Annotated in this window: 28 protein-coding genes; 12 read left to right on the top strand and 16 right to left on the bottom strand. The window is 61.9% G+C overall.

Features of this window, described 5'->3' with window-relative positions; genetic code table 11:
* Window positions 1-141: 141 nt before the first annotated feature.
* From ACHPFG_RS09920 to ccmA, 10 genes are all read right to left on the bottom strand, one after another.
* The gene (locus tag ACHPFG_RS09920) at window positions 142-537 is read right to left on the bottom strand and encodes a hypothetical protein (RefSeq protein WP_074844687.1); all 396 of its coding nucleotides are present in this window, start codon (window positions 535-537) and stop codon (window positions 142-144) included.
* A gap of 15 nt (window positions 538-552) precedes the next feature.
* A complete protein-coding gene (gene ccmI, locus ACHPFG_RS09915; RefSeq protein ID WP_431702256.1) occupies window positions 553-1,737 on the bottom strand; it encodes a c-type cytochrome biogenesis protein CcmI in 1,185 nt (394 codons plus the stop codon).
* On the bottom strand, window positions 1,730-2,203 hold the full coding sequence (locus ACHPFG_RS09910; protein ID WP_053130594.1) for a cytochrome c-type biogenesis protein: 474 nt from the start codon (window positions 2,201-2,203) through the stop codon (window positions 1,730-1,732). Before ACHPFG_RS09910 ends, ccmI begins: the two co-directional genes overlap by 8 nt.
* On the bottom strand, window positions 2,200-2,736 hold the full coding sequence (locus ACHPFG_RS09905) for a DsbE family thiol:disulfide interchange protein (RefSeq protein ID WP_090407195.1): 537 nt from the start codon (window positions 2,734-2,736) through the stop codon (window positions 2,200-2,202). The genes ACHPFG_RS09910 and ACHPFG_RS09905 overlap by 4 nt, the downstream gene beginning before the upstream one ends.
* Complete coding sequence (locus ACHPFG_RS09900) at window positions 2,733-4,721, bottom strand: heme lyase CcmF/NrfE family subunit (protein WP_145338052.1); 1,989 nt, start codon at window positions 4,719-4,721, stop codon at window positions 2,733-2,735. The genes ACHPFG_RS09905 and ACHPFG_RS09900 overlap by 4 nt, the downstream gene beginning before the upstream one ends.
* A gap of 3 nt (window positions 4,722-4,724) precedes the next feature.
* Entirely contained in the window at window positions 4,725-5,180 is a 456-nt protein-coding gene (gene ccmE, locus ACHPFG_RS09895; RefSeq protein ID WP_027607026.1) for a cytochrome c maturation protein CcmE, read from the bottom strand.
* Entirely contained in the window at window positions 5,177-5,353 is a 177-nt protein-coding gene (gene ccmD, locus ACHPFG_RS09890) for a heme exporter protein CcmD (protein WP_065924460.1), read from the bottom strand. The genes ccmE and ccmD overlap by 4 nt, the downstream gene beginning before the upstream one ends.
* On the bottom strand, window positions 5,350-6,105 hold the full coding sequence (locus ACHPFG_RS09885; RefSeq protein WP_431702255.1) for a heme ABC transporter permease: 756 nt from the start codon (window positions 6,103-6,105) through the stop codon (window positions 5,350-5,352). Before ACHPFG_RS09885 ends, ccmD begins: the two co-directional genes overlap by 4 nt.
* 91 nt (window positions 6,106-6,196) lie before the next feature.
* Window positions 6,197-6,865, bottom strand: a complete 669-nt coding sequence (gene ccmB / locus ACHPFG_RS09880; protein WP_057014556.1) for a heme exporter protein CcmB — start codon at window positions 6,863-6,865, stop codon at window positions 6,197-6,199.
* A complete protein-coding gene (ccmA, locus tag ACHPFG_RS09875) occupies window positions 6,862-7,497 on the bottom strand; it encodes a cytochrome c biogenesis heme-transporting ATPase CcmA (protein ID WP_431702254.1) in 636 nt (211 codons plus the stop codon). The genes ccmB and ccmA overlap by 4 nt, the downstream gene beginning before the upstream one ends.
* A 200-nt stretch (window positions 7,498-7,697) precedes the next feature.
* Here ccmA and ACHPFG_RS09870 point away from each other — a divergent pair, with 200 nt between their 5' ends.
* Together ACHPFG_RS09870 and ACHPFG_RS09865 are read left to right on the top strand one after the other, a co-directional pair.
* Window positions 7,698-9,281 carry a flagellar hook-length control protein FliK gene (locus ACHPFG_RS09870; RefSeq protein WP_431702253.1) on the top strand — a complete coding sequence of 528 codons (1,584 nt, stop codon included), beginning with the start codon at window positions 7,698-7,700 and terminating at the stop codon, window positions 9,279-9,281.
* A complete protein-coding gene (locus ACHPFG_RS09865) occupies window positions 9,278-9,607 on the top strand; it encodes an EscU/YscU/HrcU family type III secretion system export apparatus switch protein (RefSeq protein ID WP_065939955.1) in 330 nt (109 codons plus the stop codon). The genes ACHPFG_RS09870 and ACHPFG_RS09865 overlap by 4 nt, the downstream gene beginning before the upstream one ends.
* A gap of 129 nt (window positions 9,608-9,736) precedes the next feature.
* Here the strand turns inward: ACHPFG_RS09865 and ACHPFG_RS09860 are convergent, their stop codons facing one another.
* Together ACHPFG_RS09860 and moaB are read right to left on the bottom strand one after the other, a co-directional pair.
* Complete coding sequence (locus ACHPFG_RS09860; protein ID WP_431702252.1) at window positions 9,737-10,963, bottom strand: molybdopterin molybdotransferase MoeA; 1,227 nt, start codon at window positions 10,961-10,963, stop codon at window positions 9,737-9,739.
* Complete coding sequence (gene moaB / locus ACHPFG_RS09855; protein ID WP_131699497.1) at window positions 10,947-11,486, bottom strand: molybdenum cofactor biosynthesis protein B; 540 nt, start codon at window positions 11,484-11,486, stop codon at window positions 10,947-10,949. The genes ACHPFG_RS09860 and moaB overlap by 17 nt, the downstream gene beginning before the upstream one ends.
* 76 nt (window positions 11,487-11,562) lie before the next feature.
* Between moaB and mobA the strand changes: the two genes are divergently transcribed.
* Both mobA and ACHPFG_RS09845 read left to right on the top strand, forming a co-directional pair.
* The gene (mobA, locus tag ACHPFG_RS09850; protein WP_339452367.1) at window positions 11,563-12,165 is read left to right on the top strand and encodes a molybdenum cofactor guanylyltransferase MobA; all 603 of its coding nucleotides are present in this window, start codon (window positions 11,563-11,565) and stop codon (window positions 12,163-12,165) included.
* An 82-nt stretch (window positions 12,166-12,247) separates the two neighbouring features.
* Complete coding sequence (locus ACHPFG_RS09845) at window positions 12,248-12,469, top strand: YgdI/YgdR family lipoprotein (protein ID WP_010211805.1); 222 nt, start codon at window positions 12,248-12,250, stop codon at window positions 12,467-12,469.
* Window positions 12,470-12,523: 54 nt separating this feature from the next.
* Here ACHPFG_RS09845 and ACHPFG_RS09840 read toward each other — a convergent pair whose 3' ends face one another.
* The 3 genes from ACHPFG_RS09840 to ACHPFG_RS09830 form a co-directional block, all read right to left on the bottom strand.
* Complete coding sequence (locus tag ACHPFG_RS09840) at window positions 12,524-13,414, bottom strand: pseudouridine synthase (RefSeq protein WP_431702251.1); 891 nt, start codon at window positions 13,412-13,414, stop codon at window positions 12,524-12,526.
* A gap of 72 nt (window positions 13,415-13,486) precedes the next feature.
* Window positions 13,487-13,822 carry a hypothetical protein gene (locus ACHPFG_RS09835; protein WP_010565034.1) on the bottom strand — a complete coding sequence of 112 codons (336 nt, stop codon included), beginning with the start codon at window positions 13,820-13,822 and terminating at the stop codon, window positions 13,487-13,489.
* 74 nt (window positions 13,823-13,896) lie between these two features.
* Complete coding sequence (locus ACHPFG_RS09830) at window positions 13,897-14,133, bottom strand: glutaredoxin family protein (RefSeq protein WP_259193526.1); 237 nt, start codon at window positions 14,131-14,133, stop codon at window positions 13,897-13,899.
* Between the two features lie 175 nt (window positions 14,134-14,308).
* Here ACHPFG_RS09830 and ACHPFG_RS09825 point away from each other — a divergent pair, with 175 nt between their 5' ends.
* Window positions 14,309-16,045 carry a cation:proton antiporter gene (locus ACHPFG_RS09825; protein ID WP_431702250.1) on the top strand — a complete coding sequence of 579 codons (1,737 nt, stop codon included), beginning with the start codon at window positions 14,309-14,311 and terminating at the stop codon, window positions 16,043-16,045.
* Here the strand turns inward: ACHPFG_RS09825 and ACHPFG_RS09820 are convergent.
* The gene (locus ACHPFG_RS09820) at window positions 16,032-17,240 is read right to left on the bottom strand and encodes an ammonium transporter (RefSeq protein ID WP_090410096.1); all 1,209 of its coding nucleotides are present in this window, start codon (window positions 17,238-17,240) and stop codon (window positions 16,032-16,034) included. The two genes, ACHPFG_RS09825 and ACHPFG_RS09820, sit on opposite strands and share 14 nt — an antisense overlap.
* Before the next feature lie 346 nt (window positions 17,241-17,586).
* Between ACHPFG_RS09820 and ACHPFG_RS09815 the strand changes: the two genes are divergently transcribed.
* From ACHPFG_RS09815 to ACHPFG_RS09785, 7 genes are all read left to right on the top strand, one after another.
* On the top strand, window positions 17,587-17,901 hold the full coding sequence (locus ACHPFG_RS09815; protein ID WP_012723021.1) for a DUF883 family protein: 315 nt from the start codon (window positions 17,587-17,589) through the stop codon (window positions 17,899-17,901).
* A gap of 2 nt (window positions 17,902-17,903) precedes the next feature.
* Entirely contained in the window at window positions 17,904-18,287 is a 384-nt protein-coding gene (locus ACHPFG_RS09810) for a phage holin family protein (protein WP_033901397.1), read from the top strand.
* Entirely contained in the window at window positions 18,284-18,622 is a 339-nt protein-coding gene (locus ACHPFG_RS09805) for a hypothetical protein (protein ID WP_131699502.1), read from the top strand. Before ACHPFG_RS09810 ends, ACHPFG_RS09805 begins: the two co-directional genes overlap by 4 nt.
* 91 nt (window positions 18,623-18,713) lie before the next feature.
* Window positions 18,714-19,877: an EAL domain-containing protein gene (locus ACHPFG_RS09800; RefSeq protein ID WP_431702249.1), complete on the top strand. Its 1,164-nt coding sequence runs from the start codon at window positions 18,714-18,716 to the stop codon at window positions 19,875-19,877.
* 71 nt (window positions 19,878-19,948) lie between these two features.
* Window positions 19,949-21,280 carry a deoxyguanosinetriphosphate triphosphohydrolase gene (locus ACHPFG_RS09795; protein ID WP_145338064.1) on the top strand — a complete coding sequence of 444 codons (1,332 nt, stop codon included), beginning with the start codon at window positions 19,949-19,951 and terminating at the stop codon, window positions 21,278-21,280.
* Between the two features lie 171 nt (window positions 21,281-21,451).
* Window positions 21,452-21,847, top strand: a complete 396-nt coding sequence (locus ACHPFG_RS09790; protein ID WP_131699505.1) for a response regulator — start codon at window positions 21,452-21,454, stop codon at window positions 21,845-21,847.
* 256 nt (window positions 21,848-22,103) lie between these two features.
* A complete protein-coding gene (locus ACHPFG_RS09785; protein WP_065939963.1) occupies window positions 22,104-22,724 on the top strand; it encodes a response regulator transcription factor in 621 nt (206 codons plus the stop codon).
* Window positions 22,725-22,728 lie beyond the last annotated feature (4 nt).

The following is a 22,728-nucleotide window of genomic DNA, read 5'->3' as shown; positions in this document are numbered from 1 at the left end:
CTCTCGATAGAGGTATGTCAGTCAGACACTCATTAACTGAAACACCGCTATCGGGGGCAAGCCCCCGCCCACATTTGCCCTCCAGTGTTTAGAAGAATGGGTTCACAGGCATGAAAAAGGCGACCCGAAGGTCGCCTTTTGTCATTGCGCGTACTGCTTGCTCAAGCCCGGCGGCACGCCCTGCACGTCGGTGTCTTCCCAGGGCCCGTTGGGGCTGATGGAGCGGCTCCAGCCGTTGCTCCAGCGGTAGTAGGTGCGCTGGCGGTAGAAGGTGTCGGGCTGGTCGTCCAGCACGTACACCTGCATCTTGCCGTCCCAGTGGCTGGCCGCGCCCGGTGGTGGGGCGAAGGTCGGCGATTTGGTCGGCAGTGGCTTCGGCGGCGGGGTCACCGGGCCCGAGGGCTTGGTGCTTGGCTGGGTGGATGGGCCTGACGGCGGGATGGTCGGGCCGGTCGGGGCGGGAGGTGGGCGGTGGACCGCACAGGCGCTCAGGCCCAATACCAGGCTGAGCAGGGTGATGCGTGCAAATGCGGTCATAGGCGTTTCCTCGAATTACTTGTCCGGACTGTCGATGGTCAGCTGCTGCAACGCAGTGGTGGTGCTGGCCAAGGGTTGGCTGCGGCCGATCCACTCGCCAGTGGTCGGTTGACCGGCCCGGGATATGCGCGCAACCAGTTGGACTTCGGGGAAGTTGGACAGTTTCAACTGCGGCATCATCGCGTCGGCATCGCCGAGTTCGACGGTGACGGGCAACTCGGCAACGGTGACGCGCTTGGCCGCCAAGGGTGCCGGCGGGCCTTTTACCGCGCGGGCGAAGATGAATACGCTGTCGGTTGGCAGGGCCTTGGCCTTGACCTCGGCGGACAGGTCCACGCGGACTTTCATCACCGCCTTTTGCGCGACGGTGCCGCCGCTTTCCTTGAGCTTCTCGGCGGCACGGTCGATGCCGCCTTGCAGCGCCACGCGGGAATTGTCTTGAGGTGGCAGTTGCGCCAGCAGGCGGCTCCAGTAGTCGATTGCCTCTTGATAACGCTGGCCTTCGAAGGCGGCGATACCGAGCAGGCCGAGACTGGTGACTTCCTTCGGGTCGAGCTTCAAGGCTTCGTCGGTCAGCGCCTGGACCTTGGGCGACCACTGTTTATTGTCGGCAAAGTACTGCGCCTGGGCCCATTGCCCCAGCAGTTCCGGCTGACGCCCGGCCAAAGCCACGGTGCGTTCGAAGACCTTGGCGGCATCGGCGGAACGATCCTGGGCCATATAGGCGCGGCCGAGGAAGTACAAACCTTCCGCCGAGTCCGGTTGGGCGGCGGCGGCGCGTTCCAGGCGCTGGGTCATGTCTTCCATGGACACCGGCGGCTGGGAAAATTCGCGGGTCAGTTCAACCTTGTCGCTGGCGCCGAAGTGCATATACAGGCCAAGGCCAAGCACCGGGACGAGTACGGCGGCGAGCAACGGCAGCGGTTTGCCCAGGCGTGATTCGCGGGGTTTTTCCACGCCCTCGGTATCCGCCAGCAGCTCGCGGGCGGCTTCGGCGCGGCCGGTGTCGAGCTGGGCGGCGTTGAGCACGCCTTCGTCCTGCTGCACTTGCAGCTCGGCCACACGTTCTTGGTAAAGCGCCACGTTCAGCGCGGTGCGATCCTCTTCGCGCTGGACACGGCGGCCGCGCAACACAGGGATCAACAGGAAACTCAGGGCAATCAGAAGCAGCAAGCCGGCTGCGAGCCAGAAATCAATCATCAGTCTTGGTGTCCAGCAATTGGTCGAGGCGTTGGCGCTCTTCGGGGGATAGCGCGTCGGAACCATCGGTAGGCGCGGCGCGGCGACGGCGGACGATCACGGCCATGACGACCACGCCGGCCAGCAGCAGCCCGGCGGGGCCGAACCAGAGCAGCGCGGTCTTGCCGGTGAGGGCCGGTTTGTAGCGCACGAAATCACCGTAGCGGTCGACCATGAAGTCGATGATCTGCTGGTTGTCCTTGCCCTCCCCCAGCATGCGGAAGATTTCTTTGCGCAGGTCGGCGGCGATGGGCGCGTTGGAGTCGGCGATGTCCTGGTTCTGGCACTTGGGGCAGCGCAGTTCCTTGGTCAGTTCGCGGAAACGCTCGCGGTCACCGTCCTTGGCAAATTCGTAAGTGTCGATGGCGGCGTGGGCCACCCCGGCCAAGCCCAGCGCCAGGACGGCAGCGGCTAACAGGCGCTTCATGGCTTGGCCTCGTCGACCAGCGCCTGGTACTTGGCGGCCAGTTGCTCGCGCCACACCACTTCGTCGATCACCCCGACGTATTTGTCGCGGATCACACCTTTGGCGTCGATAAAGAAGGTTTCCGGGGCGCCGTACACGCCGAGGTTCAAACCGAGGTTGCCGTCTTCATCACGAATATCCAGCTGGTACGGGTTGTGGAACTCCGCCAGCCACTTCAAGGCCGCCGCGTTGTCGTCCTTGTAGTTGATGCCGTAGATCACCACGCCCTTCTCGGCCAGCTTGTTCAGCACCGGGTGCTCAACGCGGCAGGAGATGCACCAGGTGCCCCACACGTTGACCAGCGCCGGTTTGCCGAGCAGGTCGGCCTGGGTCAGGGTCTTGTCACCCTGCACGGTCGGCAGGCTGAACGCGGGGAACGGCTTGCCGATCATCGCCGAGGGCAGTTCGGCCGGGTCCAGGTACAAGCCGCGATACAGAAACACCGCTACCACCAGGAACAATGCCAGCGGCAACACCATCAACCAACGCTTCATACCGCCGCTCCTTGCATGCCAAGCGCTTCACGCACCCGGCTCTTGACCTTGACCCGATACCTGCGGTCCAGCGCCGCGAGCAAACCACCGAAGCCGGTGAGCAAACCACCGAACCAGATCCAGCGCACGAACGGTTTCACATGCACGCGCACGGCCCAGGCGCCATCGCCCAGGGGTTCACCCAAGGCCACATAGAGGTCACGGGTGAAACCGGCATCGATGCCGGCTTCGGTCATCATCGAGCTTTGTACGGTGTACAGGCGTTTTTCCGGGTGCAGCACGGCGATCTCTTTACCGTTACGGACTACGCGCACGGTGCCTTTGTCTGACGTGAAGTTCGGCCCTTCGAAGTGCTTGGCGCCGTCGAAGATGAAGTGGTAACCGGCCAGGTCCATGGACTCGCCCGGCGCCAGGCGCAGGTCGCGCTCGGCACTGTTCTGGCTTGACAGCACCACGCCGAGGGCGCACACGGCGATGCCGATGTGGGCGATCTGCATGCCCCAGTAGCTGCGGGTCAGGGTCGGCAGGCCTTTGACCAGGCCTTTGTGGCGGGTCTTGTCGAAGATGTCACGCACACCGGCCAGCAACACCCAGGCGGCGAGCAGGAAGGTGGCGAGCACCGCCCAGTTGAAGTCGCCATAGGCAATGCCGGCGACCACGGCCAGGGCCACGCTGCCGAGCAGCACCGGCATCAACATGCCGGCCAGCCATTTGACCGGGGTGTCCTTCCAGCGCACCAGCATGCCGACCGCCATCACCACCATCAACAGGCCCATCAACGGGATAAACAACGCGTTGAAGTACGGCGGGCCGACGGACAGTTTGGCGCCGCTCAGGGCATCCAGCACCAAGGGGTACAAGGTGCCGAGCAGGATCATCGACGCGGCCACCACCAACACCAGGTTATTGCCCAGCAGCAGGGTTTCCCGCGACCACAGGTTGAAGCCGACCTGGCTCTTGACCACCGGCGCGCGCAGGGCGAACAGGGTAAGGGAGCCGCCGACCACAAACAGCAGGAAGATCAGGATGAACACGCCGCGCTCCGGGTCGGAGGCGAAGGCATGCACCGAGGTCAACACGCCCGAACGCACGAGGAAGGTGCCGAGCAGGCTGAGGGAAAATGCCGCGATGGCCAGCAACACGGTCCAGCTCTTGAACACGCCGCGTTTTTCGGTGACGGCCAACGAGTGAATCAGTGCGGTACCCACCAGCCATGGCATGAACGAGGCGTTTTCCACCGGGTCCCAGAACCACCAGCCACCCCAGCCGAGTTCGTAGTAGGCCCACCACGAACCGAGGGTGATGCCGATGCCGAGGAAGGCCCAGGCGACGATGGTCCACGGCCGCGACCAGCGCGCCCACGCCGCATCGAGACGCCCGCCGAGCAAGGCGGCGATGGCGAAGGCAAAGGCCACGGAGAAACCCACATAGCCCATGTAGAGCATCGGCGGGTGCACGATCAGGCCGATGTCTTGCAGCAGCGGGTTGAGGTCGTGACCGTTCGCCGGGATCTGCGGCAGGATGCGGGTGAACGGGTTGGAGGTCATGATCAGGAACAGCAGGAAGCCGATGCTGATCATGCCCATCACCGCCAGCACCCGGGCGAGCATGACTTGCGGCAACTGGCGCGAAAACACCGACACCGCGAAGGTCCAGCCCCCGAGGATCAACGCCCACAACAGCAGCGAGCCTTCGTGGGCGCCCCACACCGCGCTGAACTTGTAGTACCAGGGCAAGGCGCTGTTGGAGTTATTGGCCACATAAGCGACGGAAAAGTCGTCGGTCATAAAGGCGTAGGTCAGGCAGCCAAACGCGAACACCAGGAACGCACACTGGCCCCAGGCGGCCGGCTGCGCCAGGCTCATCCACAGGCGGTCACCACGCCAGGCGCCGAGCAACGGCACCACGGCCTGGACGATGGCAAAGCACAGGGCGAGGATCATCGCCAACTGGCCCAGCTCCGGAATAAACAGTGCGGACGTCATGGCTTAGCCCTCCTTGGCGGGGGTGGGTGCGGACTGGCCGCTGTCCTTGAGGGCTTTGGTCACCTCAGGTGGCATGTATTTTTCATCGTGCTTGGCCAGTACTTCATCGGCCACCACCACGCCGTCGGCGTTGAGCTTGCCCAGGGCGACGATGCCCTGGCCTTCGCGGAACAGGTCCGGGAGGATGCCGCGATAAGTGATGGTCACGGCCTTGTTGAAATCGGTGACAACGAAGGTGACGTCGAGGGAATCGCCGGAGCGTTTCAGGGAGCCCTTCTCCACCATGCCGCCGGCGCGGATGCGCGTGTCCAGCGGCGCTTCGCCGTTGGCGATCTGGGTCGGGGTGTAGAACAGGTTGATGTTCTCCCGCAGGGCGCTCATCGCCAGGCCCACGGCAATACTGACGCCGGCCAGAATGGCAAGGATGATCAACAGACGCTTTCTACGCAGCGGATTCACTTTTCGGTCTCCCGGCGCAGACGACGCGCCTCTTGTTGCAGGTAACGCTTGCGGGCCAGGATCGGCGCGACGACGTTGAGGGCCAGCACAGCCAGGCAGATGCCATAGGCCGTCCAGACATACAGGCCGTGGTGGCCCATGGCGAGAAAATCACTGAAAGAAGCAAAGCTCATCCACGCGCTCCCAGGCAGGTTTGCACTTCGGCCTTGACCCAGCTGGCGCGGGCTTCACGCTTGAGCACTTCGAGGCGCATGCGCATCAGCAGCACGGCGCCGAAGAAACAGTAGAAGCCCAGCACCATCAACAGCAGCGGCGCCCACATTTCCACGGGCATCGCCGGCTTTTCGGTGAGGGTGAAGGTGGCGCCCTGGTGCAGGGTGTTCCACCACTCCACCGAGTACTTGATGATCGGGATGTTGATCACGCCGACAATCGCCAGCACCGCGCAGGCCTTGGCGGCGCTGTCACGATTGCTGATCGCGTTGCCCAGCGCAATCAGACCGAAGTACAGGAACAGCAGGATCAACATGGACGTTAGTCGCGCATCCCACACCCACCATGAGCCCCAGGTGGGTTTGCCCCAGATCGCGCCGGTGACCAGCGCCACGGCGGTCATCCACGCACCGATGGGCGCGGCGCATTGCAGGGCGACGTCCGCGAGTTTCATCTTCCAGACCAGGCCGACGACACCGCATACCGCCAGCATCACGTAGCAGGACTGGGCCAGCATCGCGGCAGGCACGTGGATGTAGATGATGCGAAAGCTGTTGCCTTGCTGGTAGTCCGGCGGCGCAAAGGCCAGGCCCCAGACCAGGCCGATGCCGATCAGCAACACGGCGGCGATGCTGAACCAAGGCAGCAGTTTGCCACTGATGCCGTAGAACCATTTGGGCGAGCCGAGCTTGTGAAACCAGGTCCAGTTCATTGCTGTTTCTCACGGTTGCTTCTCGTCATTGCGAGAAGCGTAGGGTCTTTCTTATGTTGAAGAGCTGACAATGTCGCTGGGTCAGACCTCATTATTCGCCGACGCTGATCTTCAGGCCGGCAGCTATAGCAAAGGGTGTCAGGGTTACCGCCAGGGCGGTCAGGCTGCCAAGCCACAGGAGGTAACCGGTCGCCGGCATGCCCATGAGCGCGGCTTGCAACGCGCCGCTGCCCAGGATCAGTACCGGGATGTACAACGGCAGAATCAACAGGGCCAATAGCAGGCCACCACGCTTCAAACCGACGGTCAGTGCCGCGCCCACCGCCCCCAGCAAGCTCAAGGCTGGCGTGCCGAGCAACAAGGAAAGGAGCAACACCGGCAGGCACTCGGAGGGCAACCCTAGCATCATCGCCAGCAACGGTGAGAGCAGCACCAGCGCCAAGCCGGAAAAAGCCCAGTGTGCCAGCACCTTGGCCAGTACCAGAAGTGGCAGGGGGTGCGACGAAAGGACCCACTGTTCGAGGGAACCGTCTTCGAAATCACTGCGAAACAGCCCGTCCAGCGAGAGCAGGACAGACAAAAGGGCCGCGACCCACACCAGTCCCGGCGACAAGGTTTGCAACAGTTTAGTCTCGGGGCCGACCGCCAACGGGAACAACGCGATCACGATGGCAAAGAACACCAGCGGGTTGGCCAATTCGGCCGGGCGACGGCACAGCAACCGGGCTTCGCGGGCGACCAACAGGGCGAACACACTCATACCGACCACCGGCCCAGGTCGAGGTCACGGTAACCGACGGGAATGCGCGCCAGGGTGTGGTGGGTGGTGAGCACCACCTGGCCGCCCTGCTCGCAGTGCCGCGCCAGGTGTTCTTCCAATTGGGTGACGCCTTGTTTGTCGAGGGCGGTGAAGGGTTCGTCGAGAATCCACAGTGGCGGGCCCGGCAGGTACAGGCGCGCCAGGGCCACACGGCGCTGTTGGCCGGCAGACAGGGTGTGACAGGGAACGTCTTCGAAACCCTTGAGGCCGACGGCGGCCAGGGCCTGCCAGATGGCGTCGCGGGTCGCGGGATGATGCAGGGCACTGAGCCAGCTGAGGTTCTCTTCGGCGGTGAGCACATCTTTGATGCCGGCGGCGTGGCCGATCCAGATCAGGTTGCGCGCAAGCTCAGAGCGTTGTTCGTTGAGCGGCTTGCCGTTGAGTCGAACTTCACCGGCCGTGGGCTGCATCAAGCCGGCCAGCAGGCGCAGCAGACTGGTCTTGCCGCTGCCGTTGGGGCCGCTGATCTGCAGCATGTCGCCGCCCGCCACACGCAGGTCGAGGTGCTCGAACAGCAGACGCAGGTCGCGTTCACAGGAGAGCGCTACGGCTTCAAGAAGAGGGCTGGTCAAGAGATTGCGGGCCTTTACGGTTCAAGTCGGCGGTGCAGCGGCCGTTATAGAAAGAAGCACCATAACGGCTTTGGCGACCGATTTTAGAGAGCTGGATCAAATAGTTGTGAGGTTTTTAGCGCTCTCTTTGCAGACGGGCGGCATTATACATGCGATGCCCTACGCTAAAGAGGGCTATTTCCCCAGAGACGATGCGCACGATGACCGGAGAGATCAACCTTCCTACGCTTCCTCCCACCCCGGCAGCCGGGCAAAGCTCTGCGCCTGCGCCTGCGCCTGGGGCGCTGCTGAAACTGCTGGAGCCGCAGACCGGGCTGATCGACCCAGGGAAAACCGCGAATGCCGAAGTCATCGCCCTTAAACAAGGCGGTGAGGCCTTTCAGTTGCTGCTCAAGCTGACCTTGGACGGCGGTCGTCAGACGCTGGTGCAGGCCAGCAGCGCCCAGCCCTTGCCCTTAGGCAGCAATGTGGCAGTGAGTCAGACGCCAGCGGGCAACCTGACCCTCAGCCTGCAACAGGCCTTGAGTGCCAACGTCGCCGCCCTCACCCGCATCGATACCGCCAAGGTCCCGGAAGGTACGCTGTTGCAAGCCAAGGTATTGACCACTCAGATGCTGCCCCAGGGCACGGCGCAACCGGCGATCTATCGTTCGCTGGTGACAGTGCTGAATAACGCCTTGGCTGGCGCGACACTGACGGTGGAAAGCCCACAACCGCTGCGCGTGGGCAGTTTGCTCAGCGCTGTGGTGCAGAACGCGCAGACCTTGAATTTTGTGCCGCTGAGCGGGCTCAAGGATCAATTGGCGGTCACCCAGCAACTGTCGACCCAGCAAAGTCGCCAGGGCTCCCTCGATGCGGTCTTCACCGCACTGCAAAACCTGCCCCGTGGCGACAGTACTTCCGCCGACCTGCGCGCCGCCGCCGACCGTTTGCTCGCCGCGTTGCCCGACCTGGCACAGGTCAGTAACCCCAAAGTCCTGGCTCAAGTGATCCAGAACAGCGGCGCCTTTCTGGAAGCCAAATTACTCGCAGGGCAGAATCCTCAGATACCCCCCCTGGACATGAAGGGCGCACTGCTGCGCCTTGTCGCGGACTTATTGCCCGCCCTGCCCGCCAGTACCAACCTGAACGCCATTCTTGCGGCCAACACGCTGGCCCAGGTATTGCCCAATTTTGTGCGCAGCCCACTGAACACGCTGGGCCAAGTCAGCGCGCGGCAGGCACCGGTCAGCTTTCCACTGCCCGAGCGGCTGATGGCGAAGCTTGAAGGCGAAGGCGACCTGGAAAACCTGCTGCGTCTGGCCGCCGGGGCCATTTCCAGGTTGCAGAGTCACCAGCTGTCGAGCTTGGAGCAAACCGGCACCACCGCCGACGGCCGCCTGCAAACCACTTGGCAGTTGGAAATCCCCATGCGCACCCTGCAGGACATCGTGCCGTTGCAGGTCAAGTTCCAGCGCGAAGAACCGGTGCCGGACAAGGACCAACCCGAACGCAAGGACAAAAAAGATCCGAAGCAGATGCTCTGGCGCGTCGAACTGGCCTTCGACATGGAGCCTCTGGGGCCGTTGCAGGTCCAGGCGCAGTTGAATCAGGGCAAACTGTCCAGCCAGCTGTGGGCAACGCGACCTTTCACCGCCAGCCTGATCGAAAGCCATCTGGGCAATCTGCGCGAAAGGCTGGTGACTTCGGGCATCAACGTCGGCGACCTGGATTGCCACCTCGGCACGCCACCCCGCGGGCCAAAAACCGGACTGGAACAACGCTGGGTGGATGAAACCGCATGAATAACGCCAACCCGCCACGCCAGGCGATTGCCCTCAAGTACGACGGCCAGCAAGCACCGACCCTGACCGCTAAGGGCGACGATGCCCTGGCAGAAGCCATCCTCAAGTTGGCGCGGGAAAATGAAGTGCCTATCTATGAGAACGCCGAGTTGGTGAAACTGCTGGCACGCATGGAACTGGGCGACAGTATTCCGGAGGAGTTGTACCGCACCATCGCCGAGATCATTGCGTTTGCCTGGACCTTGAAGGGCAAGTTCCCGGTGGGCTATGACCCGGATGCGGGGCCGGTGGAGCGGGATGTGACCGAGCGTGGCGACGACTACTGAATAGCCACAGGCACACACAGATCCAAATGTGGGAGGGGGCTTGCTCCCGATGGCGGTGGTTCAGCCACACATTAGATGACTGATACTCCGCTATCGGGAGCAAGCCCCCTCCCACATTTGGATTGGGGGTCAATTCAAGACTTCACTCAGAGGGATGAAATTGACTCGATCACCCACCTCCAACGTCGTGCCTTCCAACACCTCCACAAACCCCTCCGCCCACGCCGCGCTGCGCAGCACGCCGGAGCTCTGGTTGCGGTAGATGATCGCCTTGCCCTGCTCGATGCGCCCGCGCAGATACTCGCGGCGGTTGCCCGGCTTGGGCCAGGTGAACCCCACCGGCACTGCGAAACGCAGCGGCTCGACGTCGGCCACTCCCTGGCGGCGCAGTAAGTACGGGCGCGCCAACAGCGCAAAGGTCACCAGGGTCGAGGCCGGGTTGCCCGGCAGGCCGATCACCGGCACGCCACGGAAATGACCAAAGGTCAGGGGTTTGCCCGGCTTGATCGCCAGCTTCCATAACGCCAGCTCACCGTCTTCGCGCAGGGCGATACCAAGGAAGTCCGCCTCGCCCACCGACACACCGCCCGTGGACAAAATCAGGTCAACCGCGCTCAAGCCTGCCAGTCGGGAACGGGTCTGCTCCAGGTCATCCGGCAGGATGCCCGCGTCGATGACTTCGCAGCCCATGCGCTCAAGCCAGGAACACAACACGCGGCGGTTGCTGTTGTAGATCTGGCCCGGACCGAGCGGCAGACCGGGTTCGATCAGTTCATCACCGGTGGACAACACCGCAACACGCGGGCGGCGGATCACGTCCAACCGATCACGGCCAAGTGAAGCCGCCAGACCCAGCTCGATCGGACCCAGGCGCGTACCGGCCGCGAGCACCAACTCGCCGACGGTGGTTTCCTGGCCTTGGGGGCGAATGTTCTGGTTGAGCTGCAACGGCTCGCTGAAGCTCACGCGTTCGTCGGCGTGGACCACGGCGTTTTCCTGCATTTCCACGCAGTCCGCGCCTTCCGGTACCGGCGCCCCGGTGAAGATGCGCGCACAGGTTCCAGGCGCCAGCGGCTGCGGCGCCTGGCCGGCAAAGATGCGCTGGCTGACGGGCAACGGTTCACCGGTCCAATCCGCCAGGCGCACGGCGTAACCGTCCATGGCGCTGTTGGGCCAGGGCGGCAGATCGAGGGTGGAGACCAGGTCCTGGGCCAATACGCGACCGTCGCACTCGGCCAGGGGCAGCACGTGCTGCTCGCGGATCGGCGCGGCTTCGGCCATCGCCAGCAGCTGCTGCAGGGCGTGTTCTACCGGCATCAGGGCGCCGGTCTTGCCGGGCTTACCCACGGGATTCACAGGGTTCAGCCAGTTTAAGGTGCGGCACGAAATTGCACGGGCGATGGCGATTATCCAGTTGCTCGGCGAGGATGCCGTCCCAACCGGTGCGCACTGCATTGGTGGAACCCGGCAGGCAGCACACCAGGGTGCCGTTGGCCAGGCCGGCCAGGGCGCGGGATTGCACGGTGGAGGTACCGATGTCAGCCACGGAGATCTGGCGGAACAGTTCGCCAAAGCCGTCGACCTGTTTGTCGAGCAGGCAACTGACCGCTTCGGGGGTGCTGTCGCGGCCGGTGAAGCCGGTGCCGCCGGTGATCAACACCACTTGCACCACGTCTTCGGCAATCCAGTGGGCGACTTGGGCGCGGATCTTGTAGAGGTCGTCCTTGAGCAACACGCGCTCGGCCAGGTTGTGCCCGGCGGCGGTGAGGCGGTCGACGAAGACCTGGCCCGAGGTGTCGGTGTCCAGGGTGCGGGTGTCGCTGACGGTCAATACCGCGATATTCAGGGGTACGAAGGGTGCATCGGCCTTGGCTTTCATGGCACGGTCCGGTTGTCGAAGGAACAGCCCGATGTTATATCACAGGCCCCTGTTCAGCTGCCTGCGCGGAACCCACATGCCACTCGATTCAATGCCCCTGCCCTGTTCGATCCTGCTGTTGGCCGGTGGCCGCGGCCAGCGCATGGGCGGCCAGGATAAAGGCCTGCTGGACTGGCACGGCCTGCCCTTGATCGCACACTTGCAGGGCCTGGTGCGACCACTCACCGATGACCTGATCATCTCGTGCAACCGCAACCAGGCGCAGTACGCCACCTATGCCGACCAGGTGGTGAGCGACGACAGCCCGGACTTCCCCGGGCCGTTGGCCGGTATCCGCGCAGGACTGGCCGCCGCGCGCCATGAGCACCTGCTGATCCTGCCGTGCGATGTGCCACACATCGATGCCCGACTGCTCGCCGACCTGCGTGAAACCGCACAACGCAATCCATCGTTGCCGGTGATGGTGCGCCACGGTGAATTCTGGGAACCCTTGATCTGCATCATCCCCATCGGTCTGCGAACCGAGGTAGAACAGGCCTGGCATGCCGGTGAACGCAGCCCACGAAAGATCCTCCTGCAATTGGGCGGTGTGGGCCTGGAATGCCCAACCGATGACCCACGCCTGGCCAACCTGAATACACCAGAGCTGTTGCGCCAAAGGTCTGACGTGTCAGAATGAACCTTCGCACAAGGAACTTTGGCGACGTCTCACACGTCACAAGGTCAGTAATCAAAAAAGTATTCTCTCGGAGACAACACCCATGACTCAACGGACCATCGCCGCTCTCATGCTTGCACTGGGCCTGGCTACCCTCGCCGGTTGCGCCTCGCCGACAGTGATCACCCTGAATGACGGTCGCGAAATCCAGGCCGTCGACACCCCGAAATACAACGAAGATTCGGGTTTCTACGAATTCGAACAACTTGACGGCAAGCGTACCCGCATCAACAAAGATCAGGTTCGCACCGTTAAAGACCTGTAAGTCTCAGCGCTTGCACATAAGGCCCGCCTCGCGCGGGCCTTGTCGTTTCCGGGGTCACCAGTCGAGGGTGATCCGGCTGCGAAAACGGCGTTCTTCAGCGGTGACCGGGTCGATAAACCGCACGCCCTGGGCCAGCAGCTTGAGAGGGTTGGCGTAATCGTCCATGGCATCCTTGATCACCTCCGGGTAGAACGGATCGTTGCAGATGCTCGCCCCCAGCGCGGTCATGTGCACGCGCAGCTGGTGCTTCTTGCCGGTCACGGGAAACAGGCCGTAGCGCCATAAGTCGCCATTCTTTTCCCGCACCTCCACCGCTGTTTCGGTATTGCTGGCGCCCGGGCCCTCCTGCATGCGGAAGAACGGTTCGCCATCCACCAGGCGGCTTTTGTGTACCAACGGGAACGTCAGCCCAGGCAAAGCCGGGGCGATGGCTTCGTAGAATTTATCGATCTGGCGCGTGGGAAACAGCTGCTGATAGGCCGAGCGGCTGGCCGGGTTGGCCGAGAACAGCACCAGCCCGGCGGTGTGTCGGTCGATACGGTGCAGGGGCACCAGCGCCGGGTTGTCCAGGCGGCGAATCAGGCGGCGCAGCAGGGTTTGCTCGACGTACTCGCCGGCCGGGGTCACGGGCAGGAAGTGCGGTTTGTCCGCCACCACCAGATGCTCGTCGGCGTAGAGGATGGTTTCCTGCACCGGGATGACTTTTTCGTTGGGTACTTCACGGAAGTAATAGATGCACAGGCCTTCCTTGTAGGCCAGGTCCAGGGGGATGGGGTTGCCATTGACATCCAGCACCCGCCCCCGGGCGATGCGGTCCAGCCAGTGTTCGCGGCTGATCGCCGCAAAGTGCTCGCACAGACACTCCAGCACCGTTGCCCAGGGGCCAGGTGGCAGGTACAGGGTGCTGGCTTGGTGCTGGGACGCGGAAAAAGCGGATGTGGACATGAAGTGCTCGAAGCCTGGGAAAAACAGGCAGGCATTATCCCGCATGAAGCGGGACTCGGCCTAGGGCGGATCTCAGGCCTTGGCCAATTCCGCCCGCAGGATCGGCGAAGCACTCGCCGCCTCGGTGAACTCCTTGAGCCAGCGCAGCACGTCCACTGCTTCCCAGCGGCCGGGATCGTAAAGCGCGTACAACAGGCCCTGGTAGCCCACCACATCGAGCTGCTTGTGATAACCGGCGCGCTGGAACAACGCCTCGATCTCGGCAAAGCAGGTATTGAAATGCACTTTGTTAAACGGCGTCTTGCCTTCCGTGACCAGGCCGTCGAGGCGCAGCTCGTTCACCGCGTCGCGCACGACATCGGCAGACATGCGATTGACGCTGCTTTTCAGTTGTTCAACATTCACCACGGGCGTTCCCTCTATTCAATCGCTGTACAAACATACAGTAACGTAATATTCGGAAACCCGCCATCGCATAAACGTCAGCGCAGGAAGGCGACAACCTGATCGGTGTCGAAAGGCCAATCCAGTTCAGCTCCGGTATCGACCCGTCGAAGCACCGGAATCCTTAGGCCGTAGGCGTCGGTCAGGTCTTCGGGGTCGGTGATATCAACCAACTCAACCAGCAACCCGCGCTCGACGAGCGGCATGATTTCGGCTTCGGCAATTTCACAAAGATGGCAACCCAGGGTGCCGAACAACTGGCATTCAGGAAGCATGACGAATGGCCCTGATCAGTAAGTAGACAAGTATTCTAAGCCTGACAAAAACCTGTGGCGAGCGGGCTTGTTGTGGCGAGCGGGCTTGCCACAATAAACCCTGACCCAGATCACCATGGCCTATAACTGATTCAGCGATTCTCGCGGCTTTTTGCCCGCTCACCCTGCAACGGAGATGCTTGTGTTCGCCAACCTGCTGATCATTCTGGCCTCATCCCTGGTGGTGATTGCGCTGTTTCGCCGTCTGCAACTGCCACCCGTGCTGGGCTACCTGTGCGTGGGCCTGGCCGTGGGGCCCACTGCCCTGGACTGGGTGAATGACAGCGAGGATCTGCCCGACCTCGCCGAACTGGGCGTGGTGTTCCTGCTGTTTTCCCTGGGCCTGGAGTTTTCCCTGACCAAGATGCTCGCCCTGCGCCGCGTAGTGTTTGGCCTGGGCAGCTTGCAGGTGCTGGGTTGCAGCGTGCTGCTGGGGGGTTTGTTGATAGCCTTTGGTGTGACGCCGGGCATCGCCTTGTTGCTGGGTGCAGGGCTGGCGCTGTCGTCCACAGCAATCGTCAGCAAGGAACTGACCAGCCTCGGCGAGATCTTCAGCAGCCATGGCCAGAACGCGATCGGCGTGTTGCTGTTCCAGGATGTGGTGGCGGTGTTGCTGCTGACGTTGGTACCAGTGTTCGCCGGCAGCAGCGAGCAGGCCTGGTACTGGGCATTGCCGCTGACGCTGGGCAAAACCGTGGTGTTGTTCGTGGGCCTGTTGCTCGCCAGCCGCTGGTTATTGCCGCGCTTGTTTCATGAGGTCGCCGCCTCCCATTCGGCGGAGCTGTTTGTGCTGCTGGCGCTGGTGATCGTCTTGCTGACGGCCTGGCTCACTCACTTGCTGGGCCTCTCCCCTGCCCTCGGCGCCTTCCTGGCCGGCATGCTGCTGGGCGAAAGCCATTATCGCCATCAGATCGAAGCGGATATCCGCCCCTTTCGCGACATCCTGCTGGGGCTGTTTTTCGTCAGCATCGGCATGCTCATCGACCTGCAGTTGTTCGTCAGCCACAGCCTGTTGATCCTCGGCATGACCCTCGCGCTGATACTGATCAAAGGGTGTGTGGTGGCTGCGTTGGTCAAGCTGCGCGGCAGCGACAGTGAGACTGCCTGGCGCAGCGGCCTGGCCCTGGCCCAGGGCGGTGAGTTCTGTTTTGCGCTGATGGCGCAGATGCAGCAGAGCCGGTTGATACCCGATGAATTCAACGGCTTGCTGCTCGCCGCTACGTTCTGTTCGATGCTGTTGACCCCACTGCTGTTGCGCGCCGCACCGGCGATTGCCTTGCGCCTGCACCGCAAGCCCAACCAACAGGTGCAATTGGAACAGATCACCGCCCTCAACGCCCAATTACAAGGGCATGCGGTCATCTGCGGCTATGGCCGGGTCGGGCAATCCATCGGGCGCTTTCTGCGCAATGAGCAACAGGCGTTTATCGCCCTGGATGACGACCCGGAACGGGTGCAGGAAGCCGCCACCGAAGACAGCAGCGTGCATTACGGCGACTGTCGCCGTGGCGCGTTGCTCAGTGCAGTGGGCCTGGAACGCGCGCGCCTGGTGGTGATTGCCGTGGACAACAGTGATGTCGCCCTGGCGGTGCTCAAGGAAGCACGCCATATCAACCCCGAGGTGCCGATCCTGGTGCGCACCCGCGATGACAGCCAGCTGGCTGAATTAAAAGCCGCGGGCGCCAACGAAGTGGTGCCCGAGTTGCTGGAGTCGAGCCTGATGCTCGCCTCCCACGCCTTGATCCTGCTGGGCCTGCCGGACCACCAGGTGCAGGCGCGGGTCGATGAAGTACGGCATAACCGCTATCGCCTGCTGCACGGTTTTTACACGCATCCGAGCACCGACGAAGAGGCGCCGATCAATCCTGACTGACCGCACCGATCTTGTGGATCGACAGGTCTGCGCCGTAATACTCCTCTTCCTGGCTCAGGCGCAGCCCGTGCACGCGCTTGATCACGCCGTACACCAGCAGGCCGCCGCCGAACGCGACGGCCACACCGAGCCCCGTGCCGATCAATTGGCTGATCAGGCTCACGCCGCCCAATCCACCCAGCGCCGTCTGGCCAAAGATGCCGCACGCAATCCCGCCCCATACACCGCACAGGCCGTGCAGTGGCCATACACCCAGCACGTCGTCGATCTTCCAGCGATCCTGGGCGGCGATAAAGCACCACACAAACAGCCCGCCCGCGACCACACCGGTGACCAGCGCGCCCACCGGATGCATCAGGTCGGAACCCGCGCAGATCGCCACCAGCCCGGCCAACGGACCGTTATGCAGGAAACCAGGGTCATTGCGGCCGATCACCAGGGCGGCAACGGTGCCACCGACCATGGCCATCAGCGAGTTGACCGCCACCAGACCGCTGACACCGTCCAGGGTCTGCGCGCTCATCACGTTAAAACCGAACCAGCCGACAATCAGGATCCACGACCCCAGCGCCAGAAACGGAATGCTCGACGGCGCGAAGGCCACCAGGCGCCCTTCGCGGTAGCGCCCGTTGCGTGGGCCCAGCAGCAACACCGCCGCCAGCGCCAGCCAGCCGCCCATGGCATGCACCACCACGGAGCCGGCAAAGTCATGGAAGCTGGCGCCAAACGTCTTGAGCAGCCAGGCCTGCAAACCGAAATTGCCGTTCCACACCATGCCTTCGAAAAACGGATAGATAAATGCCACGATCAACGCAGTGGCGCACAACTGCGGAGCGAACTTTGCACGCTCCGCAATACCGCCGGAGATGATCGCCGGGATCGCTGCCGCAAACGTCAGCAGGAAGAAGAACTTCACCAGGCCATAACCATGATCGGCACTGATCACGGCCGCCGGTTGCATGAAGCTCACACCGTAGGAGATCCAATAGCCTATAAAGAAATAGGCCAGGGTGGAGATGGCGAAGTCGCTGAGGATCTTCGACAGGGCGTTGACCTGGTTTTTCTGGCGCACCGTCCCGACTTCCAGAAACGCGAAGCCGGCGTGCATGGCCAGGACCATGACCGCACCAATCAGGATGAACAGGGTATTGGAACTGTGGACGAGGGTATCCACTGCACTTTGCAAATTTTCCATTGAGGGTGGCAGGCCTGCATTAAGGGCAAAAAGCACCAAAGCGGTTCAAGCCAGGGTTTCGCGCACTAAATTGGCACCACCGGTCCCACCCCTCTTCAGAGGGCATGAACCGCTTTAGCGCAGCGAAAAACACAACAGGCCATTGCCGACAGGGTTTTTCCGCGAGTTTCAGTTATTTAGGGTAAGGTTTTTAAGGCACTGGCCTTAGGCCGCCCAGATTCAGCGCAGGCCCAGGAGCCTGCGCACCAAGGCAAAGCAAAAGCTGTACCACACAATTGCACTGAACCTTCACCGAAGCCGGTGACTCGAAACCACACGTACCGATCAGCCAATCACGGAGATAACCATGGCCAGAAGAACTGCAAAGACTGCTCAAGAAATACTGATGGCGGATTTTCAAACCCTGGTGACTGACACCGAAAGGTTGCTGGACGATACCAAGGTGCTTGCGGGAGACCAGGCCGATGAACTGCGCGCCAAGATTCATGACACGCTGTTACAGGCCCGCGAAACCCTCAAGCAAACCGAAGACTCCCTGCGCGAACGCGGCCAGGCGGCGGTCACCGCGACGGAAGATTACGTGCAGGCCAACCCTTGGCAGTCGGTAGGCATTGCCGCCGGCGTGGGCTTTCTGATCGGCCTGCTGGCCACAAGGCGCTAATCATGTCTATCGGCGAAACTGGCTCGTCCACGGGTACCACCTCACGACGCCTGGGCGCGGCCGTTCTAGGCTTGCTGCACAGCCACGTCGAACTGTTTGGCATCGAATTGCAGGAACAGAAGGCCCGCACCGTCAGCCTGCTGCTGTTTGCCGGCCTGGCACTGGTGTTTGCCCTGTTGCTGCTGGTGGGGTTGTCGACGCTGGTGATGATCCTGGTATGGGACACGGGCTACCGCCTGACCGGGATCATTTGCCTCTGTGTGTTCTATACCCTGGCCGCCGCCTTCTGCGGGGTGCGCTTGAAAGCGGCAGTGTTCGATGAGTCCACGCCGTTCCACGCCACCCTCGAAGAACTGGCCAATGATCGGGAGCGCCTGCTGCCATGAGCTCGAATGAAACCCAGCAAACCTCCCGCCGGGAAATGCGCAAGGCCTTGATCCGCCTGCGCATGGAGATGCACCGCCAGGAGATTCGCCACGAGTCCCAGCAATTGATGGTGCCGCTGAACAAGGTGCGCAACATGGGCCAAAGCTTTCAGGGCGGCCTGGGCATCAAGCACGCGCCGCTGTGGGGCGTGGCCGCTGTAACGCTGATCGGTTTCTTCACCGGTAAGGGCGCCAAGGGCGGCGGGATCAGCAGTGTGACGCGCTTGGTTCGGCTCGGTGCCGGATTAATCCCGCTGATCAAACTGGCCATGCAAGGCAATTCACGCAAAGGTTGAGCCGGCTGGCTGCATTCTTGCTAACAGAATCGGCCCGGTCCTCGTTTTCGAGGGCCGGGCCTTTTTTCGCCACCTATCTTAAGGAGGCCCCGTGATCGACGGGCAACCGCTCGCCTGCTTCCAGCCGTTTATCGACACCGCCACCGGTCGCATTGCTGGCGTCGAAGCCTTGGGCCGTCTACGCCAGGCTGATGGCAGTTTGCACTCCGTTGGCCCGTTGTTCGCCGACCCACGCACGCCAGGCGCGACCTTGCGCCGTCTCGACCGGCAGATTCGCGACAATGCGTTAAGCCGCCTGCATGAAGCCCCGGAAGACTGGTTCCTGAGCCTGAATATCTCGCCGCGCTGGATTAACCAATTGCGCCCGGGCCAGGCGCTGCCGAGTCTCAAACAGATTCACAGCCATGGCGTCGACCCGCAGCGCATCGTGTTCGAGATCACCGAACTGGGCGGCGACATTAAGCGCCTGGCCGAGGTGGTGGCACGTTATCGCGAGGCCGGTGCGCGCATCGCCATCGATGACTTCGGCGCCGGCTATTCCCAGCTTGACCGGGTATTGGCGCTGCAGCCGGACATTCTCAAGCTGGACATGCGCCTGTTCCAGCAAGCCGCCAAGGGCGGGCCGAGCAGTGACGTAGTACGGGCTCTGGCGCAGATGGCGGAAAAGACCGGCTGCTGGATCATTGCCGAAGGCGTGGAAACCGAGGCGCAGCTGAGCTTCGCCCTGGAATGCGGGTCGCGCTATGTACAGGGCTATCTGTTTGCCCAGGCGCAATTGGACTGGTTCGCCACCGACGCCTTCGTGCCGCGTTTTGACCAACTGCGCGCGGCGTATGTCCAGCAGAAACTGGCCGAACGCGGGCGCATCATGCAACTGCGCCAGCAATTGACCGAACTGATGAAGATCCTGCAATCCTGGGCACAAACCCAAGCCCCGCTGGATCACTTGCCCCAACTGCCAGCCTTCCCCTGGCTGCTGCGCTTTTACCAGTGCGACCGGCATGGCACCCAGTTGACCCCCAACTTCGAATGGCGCCAGGACGCCTGGCAGGCCGACAGCCGCTATCTGGGCCACAACTGGTCGTGGCGCCCGTACTTCTATCACCTGCTGGCCGAAGGTTGGGAGGAGCGTCGCCTGACGTTGTCCTCGACCTACCGTGACGCCACCACCAACCAGTACTGCCTCACCGCCGGACAATTCTTCGATAACGGTCAGCGCTTGCTGTTAATCGATATCGACGCGGCCGGCCTGTAGATTTTCGCTTGCCCCGTCAGGGCGGAACCGGGAAGCTGGGAGGGTCATTCACCGTACGGAGAGTACCCGCCTTGGATTGGCCCACCCTGCTTACCCGCGAACGCCTTGGAAAACCCCTGCACAGCCCGGAAGAACTCGGCCGCAGCCCGTTTCACAAAGACCATGACCGCATTATCTTCTCCGGCGCGTTTCGCCGCCTGGGCCGCAAGACCCAAGTGCACCCGGTGTCCAGCAACGACCATATCCATACACGCCTGACCCACTCCCTGGAAGTCAGCTGCGTAGGCCGCTCCCTCGGCATGCGCGTGGGCGAAACCCTGCGCAGCGCCCTGCCCGACTGGTGCGACCCGAGCGACCTGGGCATGGTGGTGCAATCGGCCTGCCTGGCCCATGACATCGGCAACCCGCCGTTCGGGCATTCCGGCGAAGACGCCATCCGCCACTGGTTCCAGCAGGCAGCGGGGCGCGGCTGGCTGGACGACATGAGCACCGCTGAGCGCAATGATTTCCTCAACTTCGAAGGCAATGCCCAAGGGTTCCGGGTACTGACCCAGCTGGAATACCACCAGTTCGACGGCGGCACGCGCCTGACTTACGCGACCTTGGGCACGTACCTCAAGTACCCCTGGACTGCCCGCCACGCCGATTCCCTGGGTTACAAGAAACATAAGTTCGGCTGCTACCAGAGCGAACTGCCGATCCTCGAACAGATCGCCAGCAAGCTCGGCCTGCCGCAACTCGAGGAACAACGCTGGGCTCGCCATCCCCTGGTCTATCTGATGGAGGCAGCAGACGACATCTGCTACGCCTTGATCGACCTGGAGGACGGCCTGGAAATGGACCTCCTGGAGTACGCCGAAGTCGAGTCGCTGCTGCTCGACCTGGTGGGCGACGACCTGCCGCAGACTTACCGGCAACTGGGCTCCCAGGATTCGCGCCGACGCAAGCTGGCGATCCTGCGCGGCAAGGCTATCGAGCATTTGACCAACGCCGCGGCACGCGCCTTCGTCGAACAACAGGATGCCTTGTTGGCTGGCACCTTGCCCGGCGACCTGGTGGAGCATATGCACGGCCCCGCCAAACGCTGCGTGCTGGATGCCAAGGACATGGCGCGCAAAAAGATCTTCCAGGACAAGCGCAAGACTCTGCACGAGATCGGCGCCTACACCACCCTGGAAATCCTGTTGAACGCCTTCTGCGGCGCGGCCCTGGAGCAGCACGGCGGACGCACGCCGTCGTTCAAGAACCGGCGCATTCTCGACCTGCTGGGCAACAACGCGCCGGACCCTGCGTGGCCGCTGCACAGGTCGTTCCTGCGGATGATCGACTTCATCGCCGGCATGACCGACAGCTATGCCACCGAGATGGCACGGGAGATGACCGGGCGCTCCAGCCCTCAATAGCCTGACTGATCAGCCCGCCTGTTCACTGAACAGAATCTGCCTACGACGGGAACAGAGCGGCCTGATCGAATTCGCACAAGCACCCGAAGAATAATCGCGCACGCTCCGGGCAGGTCTGGTGAACAGTTCCTACGTGCCCCCTATCGACGCTTGACTCACCGTGTGCCTTCTATGCCCAGTTACCCTCTTCGTATCCTGTTGGTGGAGGACCATCCCTTTCAACTGCTCGCCACCCAATGCCTGCTGAGAAGCTTCGGCTTCGAACACCTCGCCCCGGCCGAAAACGCCGAGCAGGCAATCCGTTTGATGACCCAGGCCGAGGCGCCCTTCGACATCATCCTGTGTGACCAGTGCCTGCCCGACCTGCCTGGGCTTGAATTGATCGAAATTGCCAGTCGCCAATGCTTTATCAAGGCCGCCATCTTGCTCAGCGGACTTCCCGAGACAGAACTTTCAGCGTTGCAAACCCAAGCCCTCAAACGTGGCCTGCCATTGCTCGGCTACTTGCCAAAGCCGTTGAATAAAGATGAGCTTGCACATTTGACCCATACATTACTGACGTTATAAATGTAGGACTTTAAACAAATCGTCCGGTCGGAAAATTCTCGCACAACCACCGTAAAGTTCTTGCCATGCCCCTTCAACCCATGCCCCTGCGAAACGTTGACCTCTCGCGTTACAGCTCCTTAGGGACAGGTAGGCTTTTACCTTTTTTAATGTAGGAACTTTCCTGTTTTATACCTGTTGCCCCCCAAGTTCATGCTTACCCGTCGGCTTCTGAGCTAATGTGCCCGCTTTATTTGTACTTGCATGGAATATGATCATGAACACAGTTTTTATTATTGACGACCATCCCGTTATAAGGCTGGCCATACGAATGTTGTTGGAGCACGAAGAAAATTTCAAAGTAGTCGGCGAAACGGATAACGGATGCGACGCCATACAAATGGTCCGCGAATGCATGCCGGACCTGATCATCCTGGACATAAGCATTCCAAAACTCGATGGCCTGGAAGTGCTTTGCCGCTTCAACGCCATGAACGCCTCGATGAAAACCCTCGTTCTGACGGCTCAATCCCCCACCCTGTTTGCCACTCGATGCATGCGTTCGGGCGCCGATGGCTATGTGTGCAAGGAAGGTGACCTGAGCGAGCTGATGAGCGCCATCCGCGCCGTACTGTCCGGTTACAACTACTTCCCCAGCCAAGCCTTGACCCCCTGCGATGAGAGCGGCAAGGAACTTGAACTGTTCAAGGCCGTTAATGATCGTGAGTTGATGGTATTGCAACTTTTTGCACAAGGCCGTACCAACAAGGAAATCGCTAAAGGTATGTTCCTGAGCAACAAAACAGTAAGCACATATAAAAAGAGGCTGATGCAAAAACTTCAAGCCAAGTCCTTGGTAGAACTTATCGAGATGGCAAAACGAAACGCGCTAGTGTGAGAAA

The sequence above is a fragment of the Pseudomonas sp. BR20 genome (assembly GCF_050780135.1).
GTDB lineage: Bacteria > Pseudomonadota > Gammaproteobacteria > Pseudomonadales > Pseudomonadaceae > Aquipseudomonas.
Note: the sequence above shows the minus strand (reverse complement) of the source record. Positions and strands in the feature narration are given on the sequence as shown.

Bases quoted from the DNA above. Each gene is read 5' to 3' on its own strand.
- ACHPFG_RS09920 (WP_074844687.1), bottom strand. From the start codon at position 537: ATGACCGCATTTGCACGCATCACCCTGCTCAGCCTGGTATTGGGCCTG.
- ccmI (WP_431702256.1), bottom strand. From the start codon at position 1,737: ATGATTGATTTCTGGCTCGCAGCCGGCTTGCTGCTTCTGATTGCCCTG.
- ACHPFG_RS09910 (WP_053130594.1), bottom strand. From the start codon at position 2,203: ATGAAGCGCCTGTTAGCCGCTGCCGTCCTGGCGCTGGGCTTGGCCGGG.
- ACHPFG_RS09905 (WP_090407195.1), bottom strand. From the start codon at position 2,736: ATGAAGCGTTGGTTGATGGTGTTGCCGCTGGCATTGTTCCTGGTGGTA.
- ACHPFG_RS09900 (WP_145338052.1), bottom strand. From the start codon at position 4,721: ATGACGTCCGCACTGTTTATTCCGGAGCTGGGCCAGTTGGCGATGATC.
- ccmD (WP_065924460.1), bottom strand. From the start codon at position 5,353: ATGAGCTTTGCTTCTTTCAGTGATTTTCTCGCCATGGGCCACCACGGC.
- ACHPFG_RS09885 (WP_431702255.1), bottom strand. From the start codon at position 6,105: ATGAACTGGACCTGGTTTCACAAGCTCGGCTCGCCCAAATGGTTCTAC.
- ccmB (WP_057014556.1), bottom strand. From the start codon at position 6,865: ATGAGTGTGTTCGCCCTGTTGGTCGCCCGCGAAGCCCGGTTGCTGTGC.
- ACHPFG_RS09870 (WP_431702253.1), top strand. From the start codon at position 7,698: ATGACCGGAGAGATCAACCTTCCTACGCTTCCTCCCACCCCGGCAGCC.
- ACHPFG_RS09865 (WP_065939955.1), top strand. From the start codon at position 9,278: ATGAATAACGCCAACCCGCCACGCCAGGCGATTGCCCTCAAGTACGAC.
- moaB (WP_131699497.1), bottom strand. From the start codon at position 11,486: ATGAAAGCCAAGGCCGATGCACCCTTCGTACCCCTGAATATCGCGGTA.
- mobA (WP_339452367.1), top strand. From the start codon at position 11,563: ATGCCACTCGATTCAATGCCCCTGCCCTGTTCGATCCTGCTGTTGGCC.
- ACHPFG_RS09845 (WP_010211805.1), top strand. From the start codon at position 12,248: ATGACTCAACGGACCATCGCCGCTCTCATGCTTGCACTGGGCCTGGCT.
- ACHPFG_RS09840 (WP_431702251.1), bottom strand. From the start codon at position 13,414: ATGTCCACATCCGCTTTTTCCGCGTCCCAGCACCAAGCCAGCACCCTG.
- ACHPFG_RS09830 (WP_259193526.1), bottom strand. From the start codon at position 14,133: ATGCTTCCTGAATGCCAGTTGTTCGGCACCCTGGGTTGCCATCTTTGT.
- ACHPFG_RS09825 (WP_431702250.1), top strand. From the start codon at position 14,309: ATGCTTGTGTTCGCCAACCTGCTGATCATTCTGGCCTCATCCCTGGTG.
- ACHPFG_RS09820 (WP_090410096.1), bottom strand. From the start codon at position 17,240: ATGGAAAATTTGCAAAGTGCAGTGGATACCCTCGTCCACAGTTCCAAT.
- ACHPFG_RS09815 (WP_012723021.1), top strand. From the start codon at position 17,587: ATGGCCAGAAGAACTGCAAAGACTGCTCAAGAAATACTGATGGCGGAT.
- ACHPFG_RS09810 (WP_033901397.1), top strand. From the start codon at position 17,904: ATGTCTATCGGCGAAACTGGCTCGTCCACGGGTACCACCTCACGACGC.
- ACHPFG_RS09805 (WP_131699502.1), top strand. From the start codon at position 18,284: ATGAGCTCGAATGAAACCCAGCAAACCTCCCGCCGGGAAATGCGCAAG.
- ACHPFG_RS09790 (WP_131699505.1), top strand. From the start codon at position 21,452: ATGCCCAGTTACCCTCTTCGTATCCTGTTGGTGGAGGACCATCCCTTT.
- ACHPFG_RS09785 (WP_065939963.1), top strand. From the start codon at position 22,104: ATGAACACAGTTTTTATTATTGACGACCATCCCGTTATAAGGCTGGCC.